This window comes from Enterobacter cloacae complex sp. IR53041, assembly GCF_049238285.1.
In the GTDB taxonomy this organism is placed as follows: domain Bacteria; phylum Pseudomonadota; class Gammaproteobacteria; order Enterobacterales; family Enterobacteriaceae; genus Enterobacter; species Enterobacter roggenkampii.
In genome coordinates this window covers 21942-46218 of the sequence record NZ_JBMKHB010000034.1, presented here as the reverse complement: position 1 = coordinate 46218, position 24277 = coordinate 21942, and the positions used below count along the sequence as shown (strand labels likewise).

General features: G+C 51.4%; 18 protein-coding genes and 2 pseudogenes. 2 read left to right on the top strand and 18 right to left on the bottom strand.

What is annotated here, in order from left to right:
* Positions 1-81: 81 nt before the first annotated feature.
* Positions 82-1935: pseudogene (locus ACOTXF_RS19900) on the top strand (Tn3 family transposase); the annotation flags it as partial.
* 9 nt (positions 1936-1944) lie between these two features.
* Here ACOTXF_RS19900 and ACOTXF_RS19895 read toward each other — a convergent pair.
* From ACOTXF_RS19895 to tap, 5 genes are all read right to left on the bottom strand, one after another.
* Complete coding sequence (locus tag ACOTXF_RS19895; RefSeq protein ID WP_421635296.1) at positions 1945-3078, bottom strand: DUF262 domain-containing protein; 1134 nt, start codon at positions 3076-3078, stop codon at positions 1945-1947.
* A 14-nt stretch (positions 3079-3092) separates the two neighbouring features.
* A complete protein-coding gene (locus tag ACOTXF_RS19890; RefSeq protein WP_032676764.1) occupies positions 3093-4001 on the bottom strand; it encodes a transcriptional regulator in 909 nt (302 codons plus the stop codon).
* A 163-nt stretch (positions 4002-4164) separates the two neighbouring features.
* A complete protein-coding gene (locus ACOTXF_RS19885) occupies positions 4165-4488 on the bottom strand; it encodes a Tn7-like element transposition protein TnsE (RefSeq protein WP_157843664.1) in 324 nt (107 codons plus the stop codon).
* 1191 nt (positions 4489-5679) lie between these two features.
* On the bottom strand, positions 5680-6573 hold the full coding sequence (gene repA, locus ACOTXF_RS19880) for an incFII family plasmid replication initiator RepA (protein WP_101706504.1): 894 nt from the start codon (positions 6571-6573) through the stop codon (positions 5680-5682).
* Positions 6554-6628 carry a RepA leader peptide Tap gene (gene tap / locus ACOTXF_RS19875; protein ID WP_071594637.1) on the bottom strand — a complete coding sequence of 25 codons (75 nt, stop codon included), beginning with the start codon at positions 6626-6628 and terminating at the stop codon, positions 6554-6556. Before tap ends, repA begins: the two co-directional genes overlap by 20 nt.
* An 82-nt stretch (positions 6629-6710) precedes the next feature.
* Here tap and ACOTXF_RS19870 point away from each other — a divergent pair.
* Positions 6711-6821: pseudogene (locus ACOTXF_RS19870) on the top strand (replication protein RepA).
* A gap of 23 nt (positions 6822-6844) precedes the next feature.
* Here ACOTXF_RS19870 and ACOTXF_RS19865 read toward each other — a convergent pair.
* From ACOTXF_RS19865 to traQ, 13 genes are all read right to left on the bottom strand, one after another.
* Complete coding sequence (locus ACOTXF_RS19865) at positions 6845-7114, bottom strand: replication regulatory protein RepA (RefSeq protein WP_001568069.1); 270 nt, start codon at positions 7112-7114, stop codon at positions 6845-6847.
* A 136-nt stretch (positions 7115-7250) separates the two neighbouring features.
* Positions 7251-7787, bottom strand: coding sequence for a phospholipase D family protein (locus tag ACOTXF_RS19860; RefSeq protein ID WP_001568070.1), 537 nt, complete (start codon positions 7785-7787; stop codon positions 7251-7253).
* Positions 7788-7790: 3 nt separating this feature from the next.
* The gene (locus ACOTXF_RS19855) at positions 7791-8579 is read right to left on the bottom strand and encodes a DsbA family protein (protein WP_001568071.1); all 789 of its coding nucleotides are present in this window, start codon (positions 8577-8579) and stop codon (positions 7791-7793) included.
* Between the two features lie 118 nt (positions 8580-8697).
* Complete coding sequence (locus ACOTXF_RS19850) at positions 8698-9282, bottom strand: fertility inhibition protein FinO (protein WP_001568072.1); 585 nt, start codon at positions 9280-9282, stop codon at positions 8698-8700.
* Between the two features lie 98 nt (positions 9283-9380).
* A complete protein-coding gene (gene traX, locus ACOTXF_RS19845) occupies positions 9381-10103 on the bottom strand; it encodes a type-F conjugative transfer system pilin acetylase TraX (protein ID WP_001568073.1) in 723 nt (240 codons plus the stop codon).
* Between the two features lie 80 nt (positions 10104-10183).
* On the bottom strand, positions 10184-15439 hold the full coding sequence (traI, locus tag ACOTXF_RS19840; RefSeq protein WP_001568074.1) for a conjugative transfer relaxase/helicase TraI: 5256 nt from the start codon (positions 15437-15439) through the stop codon (positions 10184-10186).
* Positions 15439-17646, bottom strand: a complete 2208-nt coding sequence (traD, locus tag ACOTXF_RS19835; protein WP_001568075.1) for a type IV conjugative transfer system coupling protein TraD — start codon at positions 17644-17646, stop codon at positions 15439-15441. Before traD ends, traI begins: the two co-directional genes overlap by 1 nt.
* Positions 17647-17830: 184 nt before the next feature.
* On the bottom strand, positions 17831-18562 hold the full coding sequence (gene traT, locus ACOTXF_RS19830; RefSeq protein WP_001568076.1) for a conjugal transfer complement resistance protein TraT: 732 nt from the start codon (positions 18560-18562) through the stop codon (positions 17831-17833).
* Between the two features lie 177 nt (positions 18563-18739).
* Positions 18740-19270 (bottom strand): hypothetical protein, encoded by a 531-nt coding sequence (locus ACOTXF_RS19825; protein ID WP_001568077.1) that lies wholly within the window; start codon positions 19268-19270, stop codon positions 18740-18742.
* Positions 19271-19272: 2 nt separating this feature from the next.
* Positions 19273-22122, bottom strand: a complete 2850-nt coding sequence (gene traG, locus ACOTXF_RS19820; RefSeq protein ID WP_001568078.1) for a conjugal transfer mating-pair stabilization protein TraG — start codon at positions 22120-22122, stop codon at positions 19273-19275.
* On the bottom strand, positions 22122-23492 hold the full coding sequence (gene traH / locus ACOTXF_RS19815) for a conjugal transfer pilus assembly protein TraH (RefSeq protein ID WP_023332869.1): 1371 nt from the start codon (positions 23490-23492) through the stop codon (positions 22122-22124). Before traH ends, traG begins: the two co-directional genes overlap by 1 nt.
* Positions 23479-24015, bottom strand: a complete 537-nt coding sequence (gene trbB, locus ACOTXF_RS19810; RefSeq protein ID WP_032160235.1) for a type-F conjugative transfer system pilin assembly thiol-disulfide isomerase TrbB — start codon at positions 24013-24015, stop codon at positions 23479-23481. The genes traH and trbB overlap by 14 nt, the downstream gene beginning before the upstream one ends.
* Positions 24016-24034: 19 nt before the next feature.
* Positions 24035-24268 (bottom strand): type-F conjugative transfer system pilin chaperone TraQ, encoded by a 234-nt coding sequence (gene traQ, locus ACOTXF_RS19805; protein WP_001568081.1) that lies wholly within the window; start codon positions 24266-24268, stop codon positions 24035-24037.
* Positions 24269-24277 lie beyond the last annotated feature (9 nt).

Genomic DNA, 24277 nt, shown 5'->3' with positions numbered 1-24277 from the left:
CGCTGAAAATGCCGGCCTTTGAATGGGTTCATGTGCAGCTCCATCAGCAAAAGGGGATGATAAGTTTATCACCACCGACTATTTGCAACAGTGCCTGGACGGGTGAAGCGTTTCCTGTCCGCGATGTTGCGTGACTTACACTTTCAGGCCGCCCCGGCCGGGGAGCTCACGTTGTCAGCAATCCATTATCTGGCCGAACTGAGTGGCTCAAAAAAGCGAATTCTCGACGATGCACCAGAGCAAATCATTTCCGGCCCATGGAAACGTCTGGTCTACGACAGAGATGGTAGGATTCTACGAGCGGGTTACTCGCTGTGTCTTCTCGAGCGCCTTCAAGATTCTTTGCGCCGTCGTGATCTCTGGCTGGAGAACAGTGATCGGTGGGGGGACCCGCGTCAAAAATTGCTTCAGGGAGCTGAATGGCAGGCACAACGCATCCCGGTATGTCGGGCGCTGGGTCATCCATCAGACGGAACTAAAGCAGCAGAACAACTGGCTACGCGGCTTGATGACACATGGAAATCAGTGGCTTCACGTTTTGCCTGCAACGCAGCGGTCAGCATAAGCAATGAAGGTAAGCATCCCTCACTGACGATTAGCAGTCTGGATAAACTGGATGAGCCACCGGCACTGATACAATTGAATCGTCGGGTAAGAGAATTGATCCCTCCGGTTGATCTGACGGAGCTGTTGCTTGAAATAGATGCCCGAACCGGTTTTACCCGCGAATTCAGCCACGTCAGTGAATCAGGTGCTCGGGCGCAGGATCTCCAGGTCAGTCTGTGCGCAACACTGCTGGCAGAAGCCTGCAATATAGGGCATGAACCCCTGATAAAGCATAATATTCCCGCGCTTACTCGCCATCGTCTGAGCTGGGTTAAACAAAATTATCTCAGGGCAGAAACGCTGGTCACCGCTAATGCACGGCTGGTTGATTTTCAGTCCACGCTGCCGCTCGCGGGGTACTGGGGAGGTGGTGAGGTTGCCTCCGCAGATGGTATGCGTTTTGTCACACCGGTTAAAACGGTTAATTCCGGACCAAATCGTAAATACTTTGGTTCAGGACGCGGTATCACCTGGTACAACTTCGTCTCCGATCAATACTCCGGTTTCCATGGCATTGTAGTTCCCGGGACGCTTCGTGATTCCATCTTTGTACTGGAAGGGCTTCTGGAGCAGCAGACCGGGCTGAATCCGGTAGAAATTATGACGGACACGGCAGGATCCAGCGATATCATTTTTGGCCTGTTCTGGTTACTGGGCTACCAGTTTTCCCCTCGTCTGGCCGATGCAGGCGGGGCGATATTCTGGCGGGCAGATAAAACGGCACATTATGGTGCCCTGAATGAGCTGGCCCGGGGATGTGTTGAACTGTCAAAAATAGAATCCCAATGGGATGAAATGATGCGAATGGCGGGCTCACTGAAGCTTGGGACCATCCATGCATCAGAGCTTATTCGTTCACTGTTGAGAAGTAGCCGACCATCTGGTCTGGCTCAGGCGATTATGGAAGTGGGCCGGGTCAACAAGACGTTGTATCTTCTCAACTATATCGATGATGAGGATTACCGGCGTCGGATCCTCACTCAGCTCAACCGGGGAGAAGGACGCCATGCAGTGGCTCGAGCCATTTGCTACGGACAACGTGGTGAGATTAGAAAACGCTACCGTGAAGGGCAGGAAGATCAACTCGGTGCTCTGGGTCTGGTGACCAATGCGGTTGTGCTGTGGAATACACTTTACATGCAGGAGGCGTTGTCACATCTTCGCAAATCGGGGGAAACACCTGAAGAGGAGCATCTGGCAAGATTATCGCCGCTGATACATGGCCATATAAATATGCTGGGACATTATACGTTTTCGTTACCGGAAGATATTCTGAAGGGCGAGTTAAGACCATTAAATTTGAATACAAACAATGAATTAACCTCTTAGCGTGGTTTTTTACATCATTGGACCTCGAACCCCTTCTAGTGATTCGAAGAATTCTGCGAGCAATTTTGGTTTTTGCCGGAATCGCTTGAAATACACCAGTGCCGGGGGTACCCAGTCCTTAAAGTCCACGCGGTTGAGCCAGAACAGGTGCTCGTTGATCGTCTCGGCGTGCTCGGTCGCCTCAAAGTCAGCGTCGCGCACGAAGTCCCATACTTCTGCATAAGGTTTGATGACGGAGTCGATCAGGGCGATAGGGTTATTGTACTCGGTGACGTGCTCTTGGAATTCCTTGACCAAAATGTACTTCTGCTTCTTCTTCGCATAGATGCTACGGATGTGACCGAACAGATCACCAAAGGCGTCACGGCCCAGTGAGGTTTCGATGCGACTCCACTCCTTGGCATAGACCCGACTCTTAATGTCGCCTGCCGTGGTGCGGATTAGGCCCAGAACCTGCGCCTTGATGATGTCGATAGGCGCGAGGTCAAGCCCCCGATTATTGAGCACGGAAAAGATGCGGTAGGCAGCTTCAAGATCGGGCGTGGAGATAACAACCAGCGAGCAGTTGTTGGCCAGGAACTGCCACAGTGCGATCAGATCGGCGGGCGGTAGCGCCTTGGCTTTGGCAAGCAGCAGCATGGCGTTTTCGCGGTATCGAAGTCGGCTGTCTTCCAGCTTGTCGGTGCTAGTGACCAACTGTGCGATGCCGCCCGGCTCTTGAATGTTGGTGCGAAAGAAGTCGACATCCTCCTCGCGGGCGGTCAGGCGGTATTCATTTTTCTCGCCGAGGCTGACCTTGCCCTTCTTGTAGAGGAAATCGGTGATGTCGTCGGCTGCGTGCGGCATGGCCTCGCGCAGCACTGCAAACAGCATCGTCAGCGTCGACAGGCGCTGCTGGCCATCGACCACCGACGATTTGGGCTCTCGGTCGTTCTTGATCAGAACGATACTGCCGAGGAAGTATTGGCTGGTTGCACCGGAGACACGCGCATCCAGCATCGCCGAGTGCAGATCATCGAACAGCTCTGTGGCCTGCTCGGTTGTCCAGGCATAGGGACGCTGGTAGTCCGGAATCTCGAACTGGTAGCTGCCTTCGAAGATCTCGCGGATCAGTTTGTCGTGGGCTTCAAGTGTCTTGGCCATTGTTTTCCTCTTTCCTATGATCCCTTGGAACTGCTCAGGGCTTGGTATCCTGGAGCCAGCTTGGCGCTCTCGACTCCGTACAGCACCAGCGGATCGCTAAGCCATAGGCGATACTGTTCTTCTTTGAGGCGATGGTCAGGCGAGCAGTCCACGCTCCAGTGCAGCAGCATGTAGCCCGCAACAGCAGCCCGCACGCGCATCTTGATCGACCCGTTGGTCATCCCGTAGTCCATCTTGATGACCTCGGGACGCGCAAAGCGCGGATGAGGCACTAAGTCCAACTCCACGATCCGAGTCCACTGAATGTCGTTGTCCGAACGCTCGTTAGCCTTGGGTTCTTCATCAAGCAGGATAGGCGCTTCAATGCGGGTGACAACGAAGTCGCGGAACTCGCCACTCTTGCGATCAAAAGCTCGGACGTGCCAGCGCAGGCCGGTATCGACCAGCGCAAAGGGCACAATGATCCGCTCGGTCTCACCGCTGCTCATTGAGTGGTAGCGGATGGCTACTGGCCGCTTGGCGTGGATAGCCCGGCAGATTGGGGCCAGCACATCCATCCGTGGGCAGCTCAAAGCCACTGGAGACTCGCATGGCAGCAGCGGCCGCGAGTCGACGTTCACACCATCTCCAAACCCAAGCGCGAGTGTCGACAAAACACGTTGCGTCGAGTGCTCGAAAATTGGAACAAACGCCTTGCCTATGCGGTAGATCTTGTTGCTACCATCGAATTCAATGTTCTGCGGTGCGATTTCCCGGTAAAGAGCCAGATCGCGAGTTGCCCCTGCCGGCGCCACACCGAAGCGCTCAATCAGGTCTGGGCGCCCAATATCACCGAAGAAGTAGAGCTGGAAGTCGATGTAGGCCAGCCGCTCGCGCTGGGCAAGGCTCAAATCCTCGACCCGTTTAGAGGGAGAACTAATCATGTGCCGCAGCTATGAAATGAAAGGAGAATGTAGTGATGTGATCCATATAGCGCTATTGTTATCATCAAATTGATTACAATCATGCACCATCTTTACTATAACAACAAGATATAAAGCCTCAAACGTAGACATAGTTCGTCTTGTATTAAATCTCTTCAATACGTTAGATTGATGTCATCCAACTGTGAAATCTTGCCGCCCAGTGCTCTATCGACTCCTCATGCAACTTGCCCTTATCCACGGATTTGGTCTGCGGGTGAGGAATGCCGGAATAGCCATCCTTGCCGCAGAGCATTTTTAACCGCTGATTTGGCCAGTGCAGTGATTTCTGGGTTAACTCTTCTGCCAACAGCGTAAGCTGCTTGGGCCAATCCAGAGGCGACTTCAGCCGTAATAGCAAAGTTGATAGAGAACAAACACCGTCAGATGTATCGACTTCTAGGATATAGAAGGTGCGGCCCTGCAACTCCACCTCAACAACGGCCAGGCACCTTTAACCTGCTCCCCGTATTTTCACACAGACTGCTGTTAGTTACTTCCGCTTTTGGCACAAAGCAGACGTTAAGACTTACAGCATCGGGAAACTTCTGGATGCCGCGTCAGCGGCATGGAGGCGCCAGATGAGGTTACATGTGTCTGTGGAGTCAAATGGCGCCGAAAGCCCGGCGTAGCCGGTTGCCGGGCTATAAATTCTGCCACCCTACCCCCTGCCCTGATTAGCCTTAACCTGCTAACAGCAATGAAGAAGTCAAAGTAATCCCTTTTAACCCCGGTGAGCGGGCTTTACGGCGTTTACGACGTAAAGGGCGTGATTTCCGGGGCCTTAGCGGCGGCAGCTTGCTGCTGACGCTTAGGGGGATGTTCATCAACTATCTCAGCGACACCAGGGAACTTAACACGGTAGCTGCAAAGCTATACCCGCTAAAAACGTCTCAGATGCCTCTGTACGCGGTCGGAGTGGTCCCGGCAAGGCGTAAGCCGTAGCCGTGGCGTATCTCCGCGTTAGCGGGCCGTCAGGGCCGCTTACGAGCGTGTACTCAGAAACTCACCGCAGCTCCACCTAAAGCGATGAAGAAGGTTAGTTACAACACCCATCATTATAAGCGATGGTGTTCCCCGGCCTTTGGCCGGGGGCGGCGGCGCTTTTCAGTGGTGGGGAGGGGCACGGGATGTCAGAACGGCGCTGGTTTTCTGCCATAAGGGATTGTTTGTATGTTGTAACTACTGGTTCCGGGGCCCGTCGCAAGGCGACGGGAGGTACATATGTTGTTTCCGAACCGGCGCGACCGTCAGGTCGCTGCAAGGGCGGGCATTCTCAGGAGCCTGTCCACAGGTCAGGCGATGAACAGGTTATATCTTTATAAGAGAGAAAAAGTCTTTATTTAAAAGAAGTAGAGATCTGGTTTTTAAAAGAAACCACGCACTTTGAAATTACTTCGCCTGGCGCTTTGTAAGCATAACGGTTGTAACCTTATGGAAACTTCCCTTGCAGTTATTTGTGGATAACTGAATTCAGCGGCCGAAAGTGACGCCAGCGATGAAATTTCTGGCCATTCTGATGGTCGGAAAACATGGGATTTGGTTAACAGCCCCGCCACTTAGCTCAGATAATAAGCTGTGGCGGGAAGCAGACGTGCGGAACCCTCCGGCGCCAGCCGGATTTTTCACACAGGAAGGGTTATATGGGGACGGTGGCCAGCCGCGTGTAGTTGTTACCGCGCGACATTAGCATGCGCTCTTTCACTCGCCGCTCCAGCTCCCGCTTCATGGCATCAAGACCACCGGTAAAGCGTCCGCAGGCGTATTCCCGTGTCAGCTGTTGTTTCACCAGGGTCACAATGTCCTTGCGGGTTCTTTCCGCGTCACGACGTGCACGGGCACGTTTCAGGCCATGCTGTTTACGTTCGGACTGGTAGCTGCGGAACCGTTCGCGCACAAACCGCCAGGACTTCGCTATCAGCTCGTCCATCTCCAGCGGCTTCAGGTTCTGCTTTTTGCGCTGCTGATTTTCCCATTCCACGCGGCTGCGGCGGGCAGCCACAACAGCCACGTCAGAGACATCGAGCGCCGAGAAAAGTGCTGGTGTGAAGGTGATATCAGTCGGTATATTGCAGCCAATCTGGGGGTCGTATTCGGTCTGGTAGGTAATCAGCCCCAGCTCCGCCATAAACTTCAGCGCCCGTGTGGCACGGGTGATGGACAGATTGCCGGTTTTCGACTCGGTGGCCAGTCCGCATTCAATAGCCAGATTGGTGATGGAACGCTGGACACGGTTGGCCAGCGGGTCATAGTGGAAACACAGTCCCTGGAGAAGGGCATCAATGGCCCGACGGCGCAACAGTGGCGGCATGCGATGACGCTTACCGAGTGAACGCACGAACGCCACATGAACGGAAAAATCAAAACGGGACGTGAAGCCTTCGGCTTTCGCCATCAGCTTACGACAGAACGGTAGTGTCGCTTTCTCTTCATCGCTGCCTTTTTTCTTCGGCACTACGAATTGTGGGAAAGGATTTTTTACCTGTCGGTAATGAGAGAACAGGGCCTTGGCGTCAGTCACACCTTCCCGCACTTATGTTGCACGGAAGGAGCACTGAGCACAGAAGGTATTGCAGTTTTCTGAGCATAAAACTATACTCCCTGCATAGAGCAACAGCTTCTATACAGTTTAAGTAGGCCCCGTTAATCTTCTTCCCGTCGCCAAACTAGATGAAGATTATCGGGGTTTTTGCTTTTCTGGTTCTGGGTAGACACCTCATCAGAACCAGTTCCCTGCCACCTTACGGCGTGGCCAACCAGAAATCTCTAAACGATCAGTAATCTAGCACTCATAGCCAGTAGGATCAAGAATGTGACGTCGTTACGCCTATTCCAAGCTTGGCTGATTCCATTTCGATAAGCCTTTCAATCATTTCCGCTTGGGTGATCCCTTCATTTTCACACATTAACTGAAGCTGGCTTTTAAGCGAGTCACGCACAAACACCCTCACTTCTTTATGCGTGGCTTTTTTACGTGCAACAGCTTTCTGCTGACGCTCTGCAGCAGAAAGCGGATTCCCTTTTCTGTAGGGACGTTTAGATGAGGAAGTAACTGCGTTAACGACCTGTGACATCTCTGCCTCCTCAAGCATTTAACAAAATACTTGGACAAAGATACTACACGTAGCCAGATGCAGCGAGAGTCTATGTTATTTTTTGTTATATAACCTGCCCTTGTTGGCGCAATGAACAGGTTATTCAGCGAGGGGGTTAATACGAAGAACTCCAGTCTTTTCCCATCTCCCAACGAGTTTGCCAGTGCTGCAGGTAGGTATTTGCCAGAACAGGATAATCCCGGATGACCAGAGCATTTTCGGAGTTACTGCGCGCCGCCGCCCGGCTGAAGTTGAACGAGCCTGTTTCGACGTTACGGCCGTCAGTGATGATGACTTTGTCATGCATGATTTTGAACTGGCTGACGGTACGTACCGGGATGCCGGCATTCACCAGCAGATTCATTGCAGCCACACCAGCACTGCCTTTTGTACTGTTCGCTTTCCAGTCAAGAACAGCCTTCACATCTACCCCACGCTGTTTTGCCTGAATCAACGCCCGGGTGACCTCCGGCGATGTAAAGCTGTACCCCATCAGACGAATACTTTCCTGTGCGGTATCGATAGTGTTCAGCACCAGCTGCAGCGCAGAACCCTCGGGTGAAAATCCTGCCTGTACCGTTGGCTGAGCGACTGCACCACCTGAAACTATTAAACAGACCGCCAAGAGACCAGACACTGTTGAACGTTTCATTCTTTATTTCCCCTGCGCTTTATTAATCGCCTGCTGGATATTTTCAGCCTCAGTCATTCCAGCGAAAACCGTCGTATTATCTTCTGTTGCCCCCTTAACGGGCATGATGACAATACCCGGAGTCCCGGTCAAACCAATGGTGGTGGCAATATCATTGATATCGGTCAGCGTGGAATTAATTTCATCGATCGTGTTTTTACTGAACTTCATATTTTCTGAATATTTCCCGATAGCATCCTGGGTTAGTTTTCCTTCATTAAGTCCGGAGCTATAAATGCCATTGTGATATTTGAGGTAAGCCTCCTCGCCTTTTTCTTTCCAGACCTGCAATCCGGTTTTCGCTGCCAGTAAAGATTCTGGCCAGCGGCTGCCAAACACCGGCCACTCCATGAAGTAGTAGCGCACGTTCGTGTTGGCCTTCATGACCTTCTCCAGCTCAGGCGCCAGCCGACTGCACCAGATACACTGATAATCAAAGAACTCGACCACCATGACAGATCCGCCTTCTGCTCCCCAGGAGGGGATGCGTTTATCCGCCATTATCCGGGCCTGTTGTGCGAGTGCGGCCGTTTTTAATCCCCGGGCCTGTTTTTCCTGTTGTTCCTGCTGTAACGACTCACTCATCTGGATAAGAATATCCGGATGTGCACGCATATAATCTGCGGCTATTTCGCCAATCCGCTTTTCCTGCTCGGGAGTAAATGCAGAACTCGTGTCGCTCGCAAATGAAGGTAAGGAATTAAATAACATGGCGGTAATAAGCGGAGCTGCTAAAACAGTTTTAAGCTTCATAAATATCCTTTTCAATGACAAAGTGTAACGTGCAGATATTATCACTCTGCCAGCGTATTCAATTACGCGAGCAGAGTTAAAAAGGGAATACAGATTAAATAAAAAGAATTAATACAATTTAAATGATTTCATTCTGAATTCTGGCCTGTTGCTGTCGCTGTTTTTCCAGACGCAGCTGAGCATACTTTTCTTCATCCGGGGTCACGACACTCACCGGGTTACCGTGTAAGTCAACTCGTTCAGCACCGGCGATCATCGATGACAAGTAAAGTTCAGACCGTGTAATACTTTTAAGGCATTTAATGGCCTGTTTATGGGACAACGGTATTCCCCGTTCGGCAATATCCTCAAAAAAGGCCTCCCGGATGCCGATGGCCAGCAGGTGAGGCGCTTCCCCCTTGAACAGCCCAGGCCACCACACCTTCAGGGTATCAATTGCATCCTGCAGCTCCGGCAGGCAAAGATAACGAACTGGACGGACGATCCTTTCCGGTTTGTCTGGTGTTGTCGGCACGGGGGCAGCAGGTGCCACCGGTTCCGTTTTTCTGGCCAGTTTCTCTTTCTTCACTTTCCATGCCGGCGGGGTGGTCACATTCACCACCTGCTTACGGCGGACAACACGGGCTGTATCAGCACCGGATTCCGGTGTTTTCTCCCCCGGCTTTCTTTTGAGGCTGAGAGTGGGACGTTTATCTTCCGTCATAGGTTAAGGTTTTCCTGCAGTTAATACTGTGCGGGTAAGATACGCCAGGTTGCCTGCCTGATCATCCTTCTGCCTGTCGCCCGACTACGTTCTGTCCGTCACCCGGCCAGAATACCGAGCACCGCAAGGTGAATAGTGTAAAACAGGACAAAAAAATGCGCTGGCCAGAATCGCTTTACCTGCTTCCCGATATCCGAGCAGACACCCACAACAAGAAGTGCAATTGCCAACCCCGCCACAGCCTGCCCGGCATCATGGATATTCATAAGCAAAACCATGACCGCCCAGAGTACAGCATAGCCTGTTCTTTCCACCGGCTCTGTGGCACGACAAAGCCGGTAACTATTGATCAACATGAATACTCCGGCCAGACCATAGCTGTCAGTGGAGAGCGGCAACCAGGCCACCACTATCGCGAGCGCCAGCAGCATATCGTTGCGGCTTCTCAGACTGAACCAGCGCATCGCCTGTCCGGTAACGGCGAACGTAAAGAGGATATTCCCCATATACCAGGGATACCCCACCAGAATAAACGACCCCTGAGCTATCAGCGCCCAGCACCAGAGTTGGTTCAGTTGTGACTGGCGAATGACAGCGTGCCGGGCCAGGTTCATTCCCCAGACAAGCCCGAACAGCGGAAAGCAACCGCGGCCCAGCAGTCTCATGACTTCATTGTTTCCTGCCAGTAGAAGACCGGTATGATCAATCACCATCAGTACCAGAGCGACGGTTTTAATCATATCCGTCTGTCCGGGAGTCCAGGTCAAAAGGCGTTGCAGCCAACTGTCCGTCATGCTGAGAAAGGTACCCTGTGCTCTCATATCATATTCCTTTTTAGCGCTCCGGCATGTTCCCCGATTTTAATCGGGGAACATGCCGGAGCAGACAAGCCGCAGGCGCGTCAGTCGCCTCCGAGTGTTTTTTCCCGGGTCAGATCCCGGACCATATCCCGTTCAATTTGCTGCAATCTGTCCTGCTGCTGATTATCGGCTACCACTTTCTGAACAGCCTCATTTCTGAGACGGTTTTCTGGTTCATCCGGAAGCTGGAATCGTTCATGCTGCCCCTTCTGTCGTTCCAGACCGCGAACCACATCCGTGATAATGTCCTTGATCTGCTCACCCACTTCGTCTTGTTTACGCTTTTCACCGGTCAGTTCACGAGCCGTTTCCTGTGCCTGCTTTTCAATCTGCTTGCGTTGCAGTTCTTCTGCCGTTTTTTGAGCAAGCAGGTCAGGTGGTAGCGGAATATTTGCACCGCTCCCCCCCGTAACCACGGCGTCTATATCGCCCCAGACCCTGCCGCCGGTGATGGCGCCAGGGTTCCATGGACGGTCGTCGCCGGCAAGGCGAACCACCACGCCACTGTCCGGATTATCCCGGGCAATTCTGACGCCCTCTCCCATGTTCCCGGCGAGCAGGCTTTCCCCATTCCTGCTTCCCTGCAGGGCGACAAAACGGGCCTCTTCATTCCCCATAACCCGCCCTTCCCCACCGATAGCCTGCAATCGCCCATCCTTATCCGTCAGTGGGCTCAGCCATATCCCGGCGGATTTTCCATTACGGTCAAATGCAGGTAACGCGACATGCGGTAACGGATACTTTTTCCCCGGGGAGATAAATTTCCCTGTGGACTGCCCGCGGGCGATACCTGATTGTTGCAGTGCTGCACGTCCGGCCGGACTCTCCGTCAGGGGAATGGCGCGACCAAACATCTGCTCTGCGCTTTTAACAGCGCGATCGTTAAGAGGCTCCAGAACATCATGCGCGCTGGCTTTCTCCTGAGAACGGCTTACCGCATCCGTCCATCCTTTCCGGTCATCTGTATATACCTGCGTATGCTGTTTCATACGGGAGAGCGCTACATACGCTGATTCGAAGCTGACCATCCGTTCCCTGGCGCCAGTCACACCTTCCAGTTCAATTGAAAAGGGCTCGCTTGCCCCCTGCGCACCGTGTGTGGTGATGGCATAAGCCAGATCAACATGCGCTTCAGCTTTATCCGCAGCGGGCGTTACCGTTCGGGTACTTTTCCCGTCATTCAGCGTGACACTGTCACCAGATATGCTTTCCACTCGCCACACACTATTCGCCACGTAGCCACGTTCGGTATCACTTTTACTGAAGCGCATTCTGTCGCCGGGCGAAACGGTAATACTCTCCTGGCGGTATAACGTGACACCTTCTGCAGAAGCCTCTCGCGGTGAAATCAGGCGTTCGGTACCTTCGTCACTACGAAGCGTAATCAGCTGGTCTGCTTTACTGACGCCCACTATCTGGTGGTACTGGTTATCCACCAATGCGATGGCACCTTTATGTGCTTCCCAGGTCGAAACCTTACGTAGTTCGCCATCCCGGATATTACTGGTCACCAGAACTGGCAGCGTGACACTGTCCTCCCCGAGCTCACCGTTCCGCATTTTTTCATCATGGATCATACGGTTCAGCACCCGACGGTCATCATTCAGGTGGGTAATAATCAACGTTTGTGCCTGTGCACTTTCCGTGCGTCCGGTATAGTCCCTTACGATGGCGTCATAGAGACTGACGGGCGAGATACTAGGCAGAACTTCGCCTTCACCGATGGCTTTCTGAATCGCTTTCTCCTGTTCTGGCGTGAATTCCATGACTGAGCTTTCAGGTACCCATGCGTTCTCCTTTCGGGGAACCTGGGCGGGTTCGACTCTTTCAATGGTGGAAAGTGCACTGTGTATATCCCGGTCAATAAGGCTGTACACCGCCGGGCGGAGTTCAGGCACCTGTCGCACGATCTCCTGCATGATGGCCACATCGGCCGCACTGCGCTTCTGCATAAGCCGGAAAGGCTGACCGGGGGCAATAGACTGCAGCTGATCAGTATCACCGCTGGAAACCGCACGACCACCACCGGCCGCGATCAGACTCATGGCCTTTGCCGTATCGGATAGCCCCAGCATCGAACTCTCATCCACCAGGAAAAGTGTGTTGCTGAAATCCGGAGTCTGGCCGCTTCGCATCAGAAGCTGTGTATCATGCAGGAAAGAGGCTGTGGTCTGTGCTTCCACACCGGCGCTCTGCATTTCTCCCACCGCACGGTGTGTTGGACCGAGGCCGATTACCTTCGGACGGGAGTCTTCCGGCAACAAATTCACCGCCGACATCACCGCCCGGAACTGCGTGGTTTTACCCACGCCGGCATAACCCTGAACCAGCGTGAACCTGTCCCGGGTTTCCAGGATCATACGGGTGGCATTTCGTTGTCCCGATGTCAGCCCTTCCATCAGCGTACCTGGTACTTTGGCCATTAACGGCGTAACGGCGTTCTTACCCTCAAGCACCATCGTGAGCAAACTTTTCTCTGCATCCCAGGTCTGCCGGGAAATCAGCAGATCGTTGCCATGGCCGGCAGCGACATGAACGTGCAGCAGATCGCCTGATTTAATCTGTTCTCCTATAGTTTTTTCGATATCGGAGAACGGAACGGTACCGTCAGAAAACTCATGAGCGGCGACAAGTAACTGAGGCCGGGTAAACGTGAGCTTATCGCTTTCCAGCGACGGAACCGCCAGATGGATTGCCTGTTCAGCCGGTGTATGCAGCTGGCTTTTCTGGTGAGCAATTGCTGCGCTGATATCCTGCTCGCCCGCACGGGTTTTCAGCTGTTCGGTTACCACACTGAACGCTGTATGGCGCCCGAGTTTCTCAACCGTTTTTTGCTCATTCTGCGCAGAGTACAGTCGAACCTGGCTGCCGCTCTGCGCCAGGGCATTGAGGGTGGCATTGTCCAGTTCACGCTGTGACAATGAGGCGAACACCGTTGCGGTTTCACTGACTGACCTGCCCGGGTTTTCCACCCAGCCGTGACCGACCTTGATCCCTGTAAAGGGCGTATTGCCGGCGGCCAGCTTCTGGGTGGTCTTCTGACCGGGGTGCTGTACGGTCAGGACACCATTCTCCGCTTTCAGCACCTGAACCGTATCGCCCCCCTTCAGCCGGGTTTCCGGAATTTTCCCCAGAATGGCCAGCCGTTCTCCTTCCGCCACAGGCAACTGCTGAGGACGAAACAGCGTCCAGGTATTATCAACGGCGGAGACTTTGAGATTCAGTGATTCTCCCTTTTCATCTTTCAGGGTCAGGGTATTACTGACAGCGGTCACGCGATCGATAATAAACCGGTCATGGATGCGTTTTTCCGGATCCCAGCGCTCCATCACCATTCCCTCACGATAATTATCGCGGATACCCCGGTTTTTACTGTCCAGCCAGACCGGCGTCAGCGCCGTAATGGTTTCCTCATGACTGCCTATCAGGCCTTCATTTCTGAGATTTTCACGGATTAGCCCTGTCAGGATCCCCTGCTCCCGGGGACCGCGTATCTGAACCACGCTTTCCTGACCATCCCGGACGCTGGCAACAAAGTCACTGGCCATTCTGGTAAAGCGTTGATTCCTGTCCGGCTCGCTGATAACCGATGCTGTAGTCTGCTTTCCACCCTGCCATTTATACGCCGTCACACCACTCTCTTTCATGACGGTCAGCGCGCTGCCGGTACCGCTTCGTTTTCCACTGTCTGACATCAGGATCTGAACATTATTACGCATGGCGCCATCGAGCAGATTGATGGTTTCTTTCAGGCTGAGTTTTTCAGCCTGGTCGATTATCAACGTCCCTCCTGGAACAAAGGCAGTACCGTCCTGCAGAGCGCTTTTACCAGTGATGATTTCGCCTGCAAGTTTTTCTTCTTTCAGCAGAAACTCCAGGGAACGGTTATCTGCCGCGATGATATGGACATCCCGTCCCTGCTCACGTGCCATCATGGCCATTTCAGTCACTCGTTCGCGTTGCCCTGCAGCCCCACCTTGACCCGATACAATCCCGATTGCAGGGCGATCCTGAGCCAGAACGGTAACCGCATCACTGAACGACGTCTGACGCGCGGTTGCCTTTTCCGGGACCATACTGACGTGGTTCTGGCGTAATACTTCCTGGCTCAGGGCTCTGACGGATAATTCATCGAGAACATGTATCCCGGAGGTGAAAATCCCTTTTTCCCGGTCAAGCGGGATAAGTTGTTCCCTCCCAATGGCGGCTTCAATACCGGCTCTTGCCGTCTCGATGACACCCGGGCGGGCCTCCATCTGGCTGACCGTTCTGGCCAGCAACTCCGTATAGGTAAACTGAACTTTACGATCGCTTAACCCGGAAATAGCCTGCGTAACTATATCGTCAACATTTGGTCCAGCTGGCGCTTCCGGAGAAGGAACTTCCCGTTGTGTTTTCGCCCGCTGATCGGCAGCCTCACGATATTCCTTAAGGTTAAACCCGGTCTCTTTCAGAGTGGAAAGCCACTCCGTCACCTTCTGTGCCGGGTCGAGAGTTTCCTTCGCTTTGCGGGTATCGAGAGTGGCCACATCCCGAGATTTCAGTGATGCATCGGGACCGGCAGCGGCATTGATTTCCTGGGTACGCGTCGAGAAAGGCTCAACGGGAACGTCTTTCATCTCCCACATACCGTGCTTGCCGACCACCTCTGTTTCATACCCCAGCCCCTCAACCAGGGGTTTCAGCACTTCACGGTATATTTTTCCGAACGCAATCTGGTTGGCATACACGTTTTCGATAAAACCGGTTTTTCCTACCGTATCGGTACCCAGCGACTGCCATTTATCGCCATTCTGTGTAGCATTTATCACCACCGCATGAGTATGAATCTGAGGCTCCTGGTTGCGGTTGGTATCGTGGTTAAATTTCGCCACAATCAGGTTGCCGGTCAGCACTGTTTCAGATTTTCCGTCCACCATCACCCTGGTAGCTGCGAGGGTTTCAACCTGACGAATAGCTTCAGTGACCGCCTGGTTATGCGCCTCGATAAGGCGTTTGTCACCACCCAGCATAGCCATGACGGATACACTTTTTGGCGCGGAAAAGGTCAGGTCATAACCAGGGCGGTGTTTATTCATACCGTCCTGGATCCGGCTCAGGTCGCTGCCATCCGGCAGCTTCCCTTTCAACAGTTCGGTAAACAGGGCCTTATCCACGGTTTTTCCTTCAAGGCCCAGCGCCTCAGCACCTTTCCCCTGCCAGCGTTCATCCATGCTGCCGATAACGTAATAATTATCTTCTTTGGTGTAATAATCTCCGGCTTTACCCGCGGATTTCACTGAACCAATTGACATCATCAGAAGTTACTCCCCAGATTGATATCATCACGATCAACATGATGACTATGGTTGATGTTGACCTCTTCACGACGATGCATATCCCTCAAAACATCAGAACTGGACTGCCACTCATCCCAGGCATTCATATCCTCAATTTCCCCGTCTTTATTCACGCCCGGGGGTAATGGAAGTTGTTCTTCAGGTTTTTCATGAAGTTCCTGTTCAACACCGCCAGCCTGGGTCACCGATGCGCTTGCGGCGGCTGCCGCTGCACTTGCAGGTTTGTGGAACGTGTTACTGGCAGTAACCGGCGGAACTTTTGCCTTATCCTCCTGAGGGGTGGGTACGGCCGCTATCGGTGACGCAGGCTTTTCGTCGGTCTTCTCAACCGGCACAGTTTCAACCGGATCTGGCATAAACAAAATCCGGGCGCTCTGCCCTTCAGCTTCACGCGCAGCAAGCACCGCAGCCAGCTTGTCATCAATAGCCTGATTGAGCTGGCGTGGAATAAAGCCTTCGGCAATTTTGGGGCGGGGTTTATATTTCAGTGCCAGTTTAACTGCCGGATATGGCCCGGGCAGCGTGACGTAACAGGATAAATCCGGCAGGGTCTGGATATCGGAATAGCTGACAATCGTTTCCCGTTTCTGCTCCTTACCGGTGGATACCCCATCACGTACCGGGTCAGCACCGTAGGAGTAGTTCTCACTTGCCTTCTTGATCTCTTTCTCACCTATTTCGCCAGCAGCAAATTCAGCAATACCTTTACTGGGCGAGCGGAAGAATGCGCGGGTATTCATCACGTCGAACAAGGTTGCTGCGGGTTTCACGCCATAGATATCTTCCAGCTGGGCGTAGGACTGAATCCCGAATACATAGCAGCCACCGAATTTTCGGGCTTCCGGGAGGATCTCCACCAGGTCCGGTAACTTATGCAATGTCGGTAATTCGTCTGCAAAAATCCAGACACGACGGTTACGGTTTTCCCCCATTGCCAGCAGACCGCGAATGGCAATCGACAGCCACATCGAGATAACCGGCTTCAGGGAAGCGTGGGTGTCAGCGTTGGAGGAGATAAACAGCCAGCCGTTGGGCTGGTCCTCACGGACACTGCGCATCCAGTCCCGGATGGTGAACGGCTCGCCGTTCTTCTCAATGCCCTGCAGGTAGCGAATGGCCTTAACGTAGTTGGTCAGCACCGCACGGATACTGATGGCGGTTTTCTCAATCTTCTCTTCCACCAGGTTTGCCGCTGGCGTATTCTGCAGATAGGCGCGCAGCTTGTCGATCTTGATGGAGAGCATAGTATCAACCAGCTTCTCATAGCTGCGGTCCTTGTCCTCACGCATCAGGTAGGCACCTTCGGCAAAGATGGTGCGACCGGAACCCTGCCAGAACGGGTCCTCTTTGGTTCCCATCGGAATCAGGGTATTAGAGACGTTGTCGAAATCCGGCAGCGTCAGGCACTCTTTCCACAAATCCCAGGCTGCACAGCGCGAATCCAGCGGGTTGAGAATTTTATCAATAGACGGGTCGTAATAACTTTTGACGAACTCACAGGAGCGGTCGTAGATGATGGCCATATCCCCACGGGCACGGACATAATTTAACAGTCGTCGGATAACTTCTGATTTACCGGAACCAACAGTACCATGAAGACAGAAATTCTGAATTTCGGAGTTTAGTAAAATAGGCAGGTCACCGATTTTAATATCAGAGGCCATACCATCCCGCTTCATCTTTCTGGCTACTTCTTTTGGCTTTTCTGATAGCTGACGGCCTCCCGTCACTTCATCTTCACTTTGTTGTTTCCCCTGATGACCTAATACCCAGCTGGCGACAAAGAAAGCAACAATACAAATAATCAGGGAAACTGTTCCGGCAAAGACAAACCCGGTCCACAACTGCTCCCCACACCAGATAGTGTATTTATCCTTGAGTATTTGCTCCGACGTATACTGCAACTGTTGTCCATAATAATTAATGGTATATACGGACTGAGACCGGATGATATCTCTCATCGGTCCAAGCGTTGTACACCACCAGTATACGGCACCGTTAACAAAGGTTTGCCAACTCAGGCGATACATTAATATCAGCCCGCAAAGCACCCAAAAAAAGAGGAACAGTACATATAGAATAATATTGGCAATCTGACCAAACATACGAAAACGCATGCTCGCTATTTGACCGCCCTGTGTCATATCTTTGGCGTTAAAACTCATGGCAATAATCCATCAATTAACCACTGAAAAGAATTCCGGCCGCAGCCGGCAACGCCTCACAGGCACACAAAATATTTGCGTGCCTGTGAGGCGTTATCTGAATTTACTGAAGCACCGGCATTACCGGATAGAGACGCAACTTTAATCCAACAGAGAAATCATCTGGAAAATTGGATTGAACACATTACAGAATATTAGAAATAGATTTCGCAAGTTGGTCTTCAAGAACTGGCTGAGCTTCCGGGAATTTTAGATTAACTTTATTGGCATTCGAGACAATACGGGTCTGGTATTTATGCTGATTACCTGTTTCTGAACTGGTCTGTACCTTCGCTCCGGACGTCCCCTGGCGCAATACGGCAACGTTATCTGTCTGAACCTTTGTCGAGGTTCTTTCTGCGATCTGGACATCAGTAACCATCGTATAGTTAACATCTTCCACCATCGCGTCTGCCGCCATTCCAACCAGTCCAGCTGCCAGCCCTACTCCTAATGTAGCCCCTGCTGAATTTGAGTTATAAGCTGTTATACCAGCACCCAGAGCAGCAGCTGTCGCAGCCCCTTCATATCCCTTACTTAACCACCCCTGTGACTCTCGCAAATCCATCTTATCTGCTTTCAGTACATTAGCCTGTATCCAGTACCCAGCAGTATCCGGATTAGTCACCACCTGGTAACCTTTTGCTGTCACTGCGCTGGCAATCTTAGCCTGCAGTCCGCTCATATCTTTATCTGAAGTATTTTTTATTTGCAGAAATACCGTGTGATTATTAGAGGGTTCTAACCAGATAGTCTCACTCATTTGAGTTTTGACATCGAGGTTTCGTTTTTTAATTGCAGTACCCATCGCACCACAACCAGACAACACCAACACTGAACTTATGACAATAATAGCCATAGAATTATTTCTTTTCATCTTTCACCTTCAGATATAAACAGCATCATTTTAAATGCAATGTAAATTAACTATTGATACATATGATATACAACGACACATCAAACAAAGGGAGAGTTAAGGCGTTAATTATCTGCATCAACGCCCTTTAATCTAAAAAATCCCAATCAATAGTATTAACTTAACTTCAAGAAAAACTTAGCTATTAAGCCTATTGCTTTTAAATGTACTTATTGCGGATGTAAGCAATGATAGTTGATATCGCCCAAAGTCTAAATGCATTACCACACCACAACAAATAGTTGTTAAAATAATCATGAATGCAAAAGGTAATGGTGAGTTATAATACACACGATTGAATAAGGCAAGCAGAACGATCACAACCATATATGTAATCGTGTATACCATAATTTTTTTACCAAAGAATCGATATAAAAATGAATTAAGTCTAAAGGTTCTTGGCACTGACAAAAACAGCGAACGCGCACTAGCGACGCCAAGCATAATTATGAACCCAACACCGCATGGAAAAATCATCGCGCTAAATATATATCTGCTTGAAAAAAAACCACTTTCGACACTAATTACAGAACAAAGTGCATTCCAAGCAACTATAACCAGTCCAGGCCATAAACATGTCCAAAAGGAAGGTATGTCCACTTCCCCTTGTGAAAGTATATGTTTTAACTCTTCCACCTCTTCAAAAATGACTTTATTGTTAATCATCATTCTCATTTCTTCCCATCAAGATAATCCTTTTGAAGTTTAGTAGCCCTTTCCTCAAGCTCTTTGGAAGAGGCTGCTCCCGGCATATTACTTACCTTTCCCTTCTTCTCATTATATGTATTATGGAAGTTATTTCCCTCTGTTTTATGGTTGTTTTCCAGATCTGCATGCTGTTTTTTAACGTCATTTTCTTGGTTGATTATTTCCTGCCGAGTATTTTGGTGAGCCTGTCTGTTCTCCGAAACCAACGTACCCACGCTCTTACCAACATCCTGTTTAATGCCTGCATGTGCGGTCATATTGTCAATACTTCCGGAATGCTGACCATAGTCAGAAGCAACGTCTTCTCTGCCTCCACTGGTTGAAACACCGCCCATATTATTTCCGACCGTTCCTCTGGCTTCCTGGTATGCCCCATCAATTTTCGGCTCTACCTGAGATTTTACAAAGTCTCTGGCCAGGGCCTCTCGTTGTGCGGCAATTTCAGGTGAACTGGTATCCGTCAGAATAGCCTCTGCATTCTGCGGCGCCTGTCTCTGGACAAAATTAGCAAACTGTTGAGTTAGGTTTTCGTTCATCTGTCCGCTCATGCTCTCAGTACGTGAAGCCATTTCACTATATTCATGACTGCGGGTCTTACTGGTTGTATACTGGTCATAGCTGTTTTTCGCGCTGGACAACGATGCTGCAAACTGGTCAACACGGGAAGATGCATTATTATCAGTAACATTTCCAGAAGTTGTAGTTTTGTGGCTAGTAAAGTAATCAGAAGCTTCTCTGAAGTCTTTGGCTGCCTGACTGCTAGTATCGTGTCTACTGTCATGTGACTCCCGCCCTGAAGAACTGACATTATCAGTATCGCCCGAGCTATGGGTCCACCCGGCACTCCCTTTTACACCCGCTTCCGCAGATAGCCCAGTTCCCCACTTGCCTAATTTACCGAATAGTTGATCTCCTGAGCTCCACTTACCAGATGCATGAATATCCGCAGCTTGAGAACTTTTAGTCGAATCATCCATTAATTGTTGGAACGACTCCTCATTGCTGATGTTATTTGCTTTAGCATTAGCAACAACAGCATTCCACATTTTGCTTCTGGCCATCGTATCCTGAGAGGATTCAGTACTGTCTGCCCCCGTCGTCATTGAGGAACTGGTCCCCATATTGGTACCGAACTGCTTCAGGGTATTCCAGGCGCTCGTTACGCTCTGGTTATAACCATGCAGGGCGCTTTCAGCCTGTACTTCTGATTCTCTGGCCATCTGCTGCTGTGCGCTGGCAATTTGACGTCCGACGTTGATATCTACCGGCAGTTTCGACATGGCGCCACTGGTATCCCAGACCATTGAACCATCCCGTGTCTGGGTTCCCATACCACCGTTAGAGAGCTGCCGGGTCATCTGGCCAAATGCAGTGGTGCTGTTAGTATTCCAGCTGTTCCCGCTGACATTATCAGTCTGCATATTGGCGTAAGAGTAATTCCCGTCTACAACACCGGAAGCCGCCTGAGAGGTGGCACTGAGGCCAGAGGAAGCAAAATGGCTGTAGATATTTGAGAAACCTGCCCCCACGCTTTTTATCATCATCCAGGCCAGGCCAGGAATCATCAGCGAGATGTAACCTGCGGTCGTGGCAATATCAGAGTCACGCAACTGTACCTGTGACATTTCAGATAACACCACCGGCGTGGCATTTTTGGCAGCATAGAACGCCATGGCACTGTTCAGGATGGCGTATAAAATCGGCCAACACTGCAGCCACATCAGGGCGACAACATACCCCTTCAGCACCTGCATGGTCAGCATGTTGAACATGGCCGCCATCACAATAATCGGGAACATGCCAATCATCATCCCGAGAATAACGGTCTGCATCATCGGCAACGTTCTCAGTGCCTGCTGCCCCATTGATGCCTGCGCCAGACGCTGTTTTTCCAGTGATGATGTGGTGGCAATATTGATCAGGCTCGCCGAATCTGCACTGCGGGCTGCATAACTCTGTATCCCACTTCTCAGGGCATTGATGGTGACATTCTGACGGATAATCTGGCTGGCAGACTGGCTGTTGTGATAGAACGTCTGGTAACTATCGCCCAGTAAACTGGACATCAGCACATCCGGGTTCGGACGGCCACCAAAAATCTGGCGGACATAATAGTTCCAGGTTTTTCCACCCGTCTGGGTATCCAGCGCCAGCGCTGACTTCAGATCGACTGACGCTTCAAGACAGGTTTTAAACTGGTTGTTTTTGTCAAATATGCCTCTTAACGGGCTGGGGTTAGAAAAAATCAGCGTATAGGGATCTGTTGAATGCATCAGGTCTTCGAACGAATATTTGTGATTCAGCAGCATATCGCCAATAACGCAGTTCTGAACGTAATCGGAGAACAGCGTGACAATCTCCGGATTCTGCGACATAAAATCGGTACTTTTCGCCACCAGGTTGCTGCCAAAGAGCATGCCCGTTTTGCTGTAGACCGAACTGTCCGGCAGTGTCATCACCATTTCATAGCTCTGTACAAACGCGTTCCCGATGCGCGTCGTAAGGGATGCCGGAATCGCAAGGCCAATCGGCACATTATCCACCTGATACACCGATGAGGGTTCAGAGTAATCGATGACCTGTACTGGGGTTTTTATTAAAACGAGCATCGATACCAGTGTCAGCGAGAATACCCATCCCAGCATATCCATCACGCTGTGTTTTTTAATCCAGCTCCCTGCCACGATCAAAACGGAAAAACCGATACACATTCTCTCGATAATTTTCCAGTTTTCGGTCTGCATAAACGCCGCAACGGCGTTCAGTACATGCCGGTACCAGTCGCCCCCGGCGATAACATACACTTCCTGCATCACATACCTCCGCCAAAGTGGTAATTGTTCTGGTAGCGGGTCATCATCCTTGCTGATACCTGCTGACGCATGTAACTCATCTGGCGATCGACAACCAGTAAGGCATCCTGTTGGACCTGTACGCGCGCCTGGAACGTGGCGATTTGCTGCGTGGCCTGGTCAAGGTTCTGCAGGATCATATCCATTGTCGCCTGCGGGTAATTCCCGGTCGCCATCATGGCGCGGGCCTGCTGAATAAGTTCCTGGATGTACTGCAGCAGAATGTCGTAACCGATATAGTCGGTCAGTTGATAAAGCAGCGAGTTAGACACCCCAAGCATCTGGGGATCTACCAGGTATTTGAATACCGGGATAGTAGTGCTTGAAATAAACCCTTTCTCCTGCTCAGTCAGTTTTTCATCAGCAACGGCCTTGTTCTGGATACTGTTGAGTAGTTTCGAAATCTGGTTCTTCAGCGCCTTATCCGAGGCGATGGTGACGGTGGCATCTGCCACGACCTTGAGGCATTTATCCGAATCATTGCAGTGATAGATTTTAGCGCTGCCCCCTTCCATCATGGCCTTGATCAAATCCTGGTCGGTAGTGCGCGCCGGCAGCGGTGTGATTTCGCCGTTCTCACCGAATATCAGTGTCCCGGTTAAGGTCATGATGAACTCTTTAAGCTCCTTATTACCGTCAAAGAGCCGGTTTTTTGACAGACCGTTCCACATGATGTTGATGTTTTTCATCACGCGTTCCTTGTCTTTATCGCTCGCTTTATCCTGGACGCTGTCCATCTTTCCGCCCACAGTGCATCCCTGTCGGGATGCAGCCCAGTCAGCGAAGATGTTACTTTCACCGGCAATGTCCTGGCAGACCTTCTGCTGCGCAACCTGAGTTCGGGGAAACAGACCACCGACGATGCCTTGCGCAGCCTGGCATGAACTGAGGTTGGTGCTGTTGATGTCGCTGGCCATCTTCTGCAGGAAGTCTTTTGCCGTTTTAATTTCAGGAACTGTGGTCTGCAGTGCCAGATCGAAAAAGTATCCTGCGGAGTTACTCATTATTTGTTTGGCGAAGCGCTGCAGCTGTTCACTGTTGATAAAGCTGAATGAACCGAGATACGCATCGATACCGCCGCAACCGGCATTAATATCCGGCAGAGTCATACTGACCAGCTGGATGGTTTTCACCTGTGTTCTGGCATACAGAGAACCGCCCGAAGCGTAGCCCGCGGCCTGCCCCTGCCATACCTGCGGCTGAGACGTATTTGAGGCAAACCCGAGCTTATTGAAAAAGTTGTTCATGTCGCCGTTGACGTCTGCGGCTGCCGAGAAGGACAACCCGAGCAACAGGCCGCTGAGCAATGTTACCGACTTAACCTTGTCCATTTTTCGGTGTCTCCATCATCTGAAATAAGGTATCGAGCCGGGCCATAAAGCCCTGAGCATCCGTTGCGCCCTGCAATATCGGGAAAGCATCGAGCGTGTTCACGTTGACAAGAAACGTGGTTGGCGTGGCGACCGGAATGTTAGGGAAAAAGGTCTTCATCACTTCAGGTGGAGCGGGTAGCGCCTCCGGGAATGCCTGATCGCCCTGACCATCCAGCGTGTAAGGAAAGACCGAAAACCCATGCTGCGTTGACAGCGTTTTGAGTACCGGATCAAATTGATGACAGTACGGACAGTGCCCCTGCATAAACAGCACCACCTTCCACTCCGCCAGATTCACCTGACGACCGTTACTGAGGCGGTACCAGACAGGAGCCGCTCCGGTCCGGGGTGGTGTGGCGGTTACCACTGGCGCCTGATCTGCCGACTCTCCGGTCAGACCTTTCGGGTTGTACAACGATTTCACCTCATCAAGCGTGCCGGCCTGAGCAAATGTTGACAGCAGCAGGACGAAGAAAAGCATTACCGGCCGCGCGCGGTGATTAATGTTCAGGATGATTTTCACGGTCCTTTTCCTCTTTCTCAGCCTGCGCAATCAGGGCATTAATGATGCGGTAACCACCGAAAATCATCATGGCTATACCCAGTCCTTCTCCCATCTCAACAGCCATCTCCGGTTGTTTACGCACCAGACGGGCAATGAGATGGAAAAACACGCCGACGGCCACCACCCATGTTCCCGTGATATCCAGATCTGGCATGCGAAATTTACGCATCACGCTCTC